Origin of the sequence: Actinomadura sp. NPDC049753 (assembly GCF_040674655.1) — a bacterium.
Lineage (GTDB): Bacteria > Actinomycetota > Actinomycetes > Streptosporangiales > Streptosporangiaceae > Spirillospora > Spirillospora verrucosospora.
Genome location: NZ_JBFARL010000375.1, coordinates 1 through 3,578 on the forward strand (window position 1 = coordinate 1; position 3,578 = coordinate 3,578).

Consider the following 3,578-nt stretch of genomic DNA (forward strand, 5'->3'; position numbering starts at 1 on the left):
CGGCGGGGACGGTGAGGGACGCGGCGGCCGCCAGGGCGGCCACGGCGGCCGTGCGGCGGCGGATCCGCGATCGTCCCGGCGGCGCCGGCGGACGGGACGGGGACGTATGCGAGGGCGACGGGGAGCGCAACACCGGACCTCCAGACGAACGCGGCGCCCCTACGGTGCCATCGATCTTCGGCCCGCGCCAGCGTCCGCACCGGCCGACCCCGGTCGCGCCCGGTCCCGGCGGGCCACCGCGCCACAAAGATCATTAAGCGCTTTCTTCATTGGAAATGAGGCGTATTCGCTCGGAACGCTCCACCAGAAAGGGATTCGGTCTCCCTGTGCCGAGCGTGAGGGATCCGCTGCTACACGTCGCCGACCTGCGAGGGTTGGCAGGATCCGACAACCGCCTGACCACACTAATCACCCACAAAACGTTGCTATTTCGCCCATACTTGGTGAATTCTTAGGGACTTCAGCAAGCCGTCACCTCGCGAACAGCGGCGCGGGTTCAGGCCCTGGGGGATCACCTATGACCTTGGACATGCGCATGCGCAACAACATGTTCCGCCGGCTGCCGGTCGAGCAGGCGACCGGCCGGCTCTACGGCGGCCGGCACCGGCTCCGCGTGGTGTACCGGACCCGCGACCTCGTCGTGCTCGGCCTCGGCGTCATGATCGGATCCGGCATCTTCAAGATCGCCGGCGAGCAGGCGTCCTCCACGGCGGGGCCCGGCGTGCTCGTGTCGTTCCTCATCGCGGGCGGGGTGTGCGTGCTGGCGGCGCTCGCCTTCGCCGAGCTCTCCTCGATCATCCCGGTCGCGGGCAGCGCGTACTCCTTCAGCTACGTCGCGTTCGGCGAGGTCTGGGCGTGGGTCGTCGGCTGGGCCCTGATCATGGAGCTGCTGCTGGCCGCGTCGGTGCTCGCCCGGGTCTGGTCCCTCTACGCGACGCAGGCGCTGCACGACTTCGGGGTGCCGATCCCGAGCGGGCTCGGCGACCTGATCGGACAGCAGAAGGGGCCGGACGTGTTCGCGCTCGGCATCCTGCTGCTGGTCGTCCTGATGCTCGCCGGCGGCAGCCGGATGAGCCTGAAGACGCTGTGGTTCATGGTGCTGGCCAAGGTCATCGTGATCGGGCTCGTCATCGCGACCGCGCTGAAGTTCTTCCACCCCGGCAACCTCACCCCCTTCCTGCCGCCCTCCCAGCCCGCGCCCGCGGGCGAGAAGACGGTGCTGGACGCCGTGCTCGGCGCCGTCGGCGGCGGCACCCCGCACGTGTTCGGGACCTGGGGCATGCTCGCGGCGGCGCCCGCGATCGCGTTCGCCTACATCGGGTTCGACCTGATCGCGACGGCCTCGGAGGAGACCGACGACGCGCCCCGCAAGGTCCCGCGCGGCATCATCACCGCCCTGGTCACCGCGATCGTGCTGTACGTGGCCGTGGCGTTCGCGCTGGTCGGCATGATGGGGATGGACGGCATCGCCCAGCTGAACCCCGACAAGCTGCTGCTCGCCGCGGCCTTCGACTCGGTCGGCGCGGGCGCGATGGGCAAGATCGTCGACGTGGGCGCGATGCTCGCGCTGACCACCGTGATCCTGGTGCTGATGATCAGCCTGACCCGGGTGGTGTTCTCCATCTCGCGCGACGGCCTGCTGCCGCGCCCCCTGGCCGCGATGAGCCGCTACAAGGTGCCGTCCCGCGCCACGCTCGTCGCCGGCGGCGCGGCGGTGGTCATGTCGCAGACGGTCGACGTGCTCACGCTGGAGCAGCTCGTCGTGATCGGCACCCTGTTCGCGTTCCTGTTCGTCGCGGCGGCGGTGCTTGCGCTGCGCCGCTCCCGGCCCGACCTGCACCGCCCCTTCCGGATGCCGGCCGCGCCGCTGGTCGTCCTCGTGACCATCGTCGCGGTAGGCTGGCTGATGCTGAACCTGAACGTCCGGACCTGGGGGTACTTCGCCGTCTGGATGGGCGTCGGGCTCGTCCTCTACATGATCTACGGGCGCCGCAAGAGCCAGATGAAGCTCCTCCTGGACGCGCCGCCCGAGCGCCCGGCCGCCGCGCGGCTCGCCCCGGCCCCGCCGCCCGGCATGGCGCACCCGCCCGGCACGGCGCCTCAGCCCGGCATGGCACCGCCCCCGCGCATGGCGCCCCCGCCCGGTCCGCGGGACGTCCACTCCTCCCCCGGGCCCTACGGGACGGGGACCTGGCCCGCCGAACGGCGCCCCGGCGCGCCCGAGAGCCCCTACCCGACCGGCCGGTACTCGACGGGACGGCAGCCGGGCGGCCAGTTCGCCCGCGACCCCCGCCTTCCCGGCGAGCGCGCCCCGGAGCGCTACCCCTCCGCCCGCTCCGACGATCCGTACACGCTCGATCCGGGCCCCCCGGACCCGTACGGCCCGCGGGACGGGAGCGGTCAGAGCGGGGAGCACCAGGAGCCGCCGCACGGCGGCCGGCACCGCCGCTGAGGCCGCACCGCGGAACTTCTGTTTTGTGAAGTTCCGCCCAAACCCGGCCCACTGAACGACGGGCCCGCCGAACAGACGAGGGCGCCGCCCCCTCCCCGGGGCGGCGCCCTCGTCTCGTCTCCGGAGGAAGGGACTGGACAGCGGCCCCGGTCCGGGTTATGTTCTTCTCATAGCGAGATGAACTCAGCTTGAGACTTACTCAGTCCGAGATCGACGGGAGGCGGGCGGATGGCCCCGGAACCGAGGCGCGACGAGAGCGACTTCCTCGCGAACTACGACCCGCGCGACTACGCCCCGGTCGCCGTGACGGTGGACGTGGTCGCGCTCACCATCCGCGACGGGGCCCTCCACGTCCTGCTCGTGCGGCGGGGGAACGCCCCCTACGAGGGGATGTGGGCGCTGCCCGGGGGCTTCGTCCAGGCGGGCGGCCCGCTGCAGGGAACCGACGCCGAGGACCTGCCCGACGCGGCCGTCCGGGAGCTGGCCGAGGAGACCGGGCTCAGCGCCAAGGGCGGCGCGCTCGGCCGGGTGCATCTGGAGCAGCTCGGAACCTACGGCTCCCCCGGCCGCGACCCGCGGATGCGCGTCATCTCCGTCGCCTACCTGGCGTTCGCGCCCGAGCTGCCGGACCCCGAGGCGGGCGGCGACGCGGCCGACGCCGCGTGGTCGCCGGTGGACGCGCTGGGCCTGGCCGACTCGGGGCGCCAGCGCCCCGGCACCACCCGCCGGCTGGCGTTCGACCACGCGCGGATCCTGTCGGACGGGCTGGAGCGGGCCCGCGGGAAGCTGGAGTACACCCCGCTCGCCACGGCGTTCTGCGACGGCGAGTTCACCATCCCCGAACTGCGCTCGGTGTACGAGGCGGTGTGGGGCGAGGAACTGCACGCCGGCAACTTCCACCGCAAGGTCTTGTCCGTCCCGGGGTTCGTGGAGGGCACCGGCGCCACGTCCGACCGTGGCGGCCGCCGCGGCGGCCCGCGGCCCCGCCTCTACCGCGCGGGCGACGCCCGGCTCCTGCACCCGGCCCTGCTGCGGCCGAGCCGGGAGGAGGAGATCAGATGAGCGAAGCGAACCGGGGGGCGTGGGGGGGGGGGCCCCCCCAAGGGCCACAGAATATCGAAGCGAA

General features: G+C 72.8%; 2 protein-coding genes. Both read left to right on the top strand.

The genetic code is table 11. From position 1 onward, the window contains the following. Positions 1-517: 517 nt before the first annotated feature. Complete coding sequence (locus tag AB0K37_RS41065) at positions 518-2,452, top strand: amino acid permease (RefSeq protein ID WP_363991347.1); 1,935 nt, start codon at positions 518-520, stop codon at positions 2,450-2,452. A 228-nt stretch (positions 2,453-2,680) separates the two neighbouring features. Further along, entirely contained in the window at positions 2,681-3,514 is an 834-nt protein-coding gene (locus AB0K37_RS41070; protein ID WP_363991350.1) for an NUDIX hydrolase, read from the top strand. Positions 3,515-3,578 lie beyond the last annotated feature (64 nt).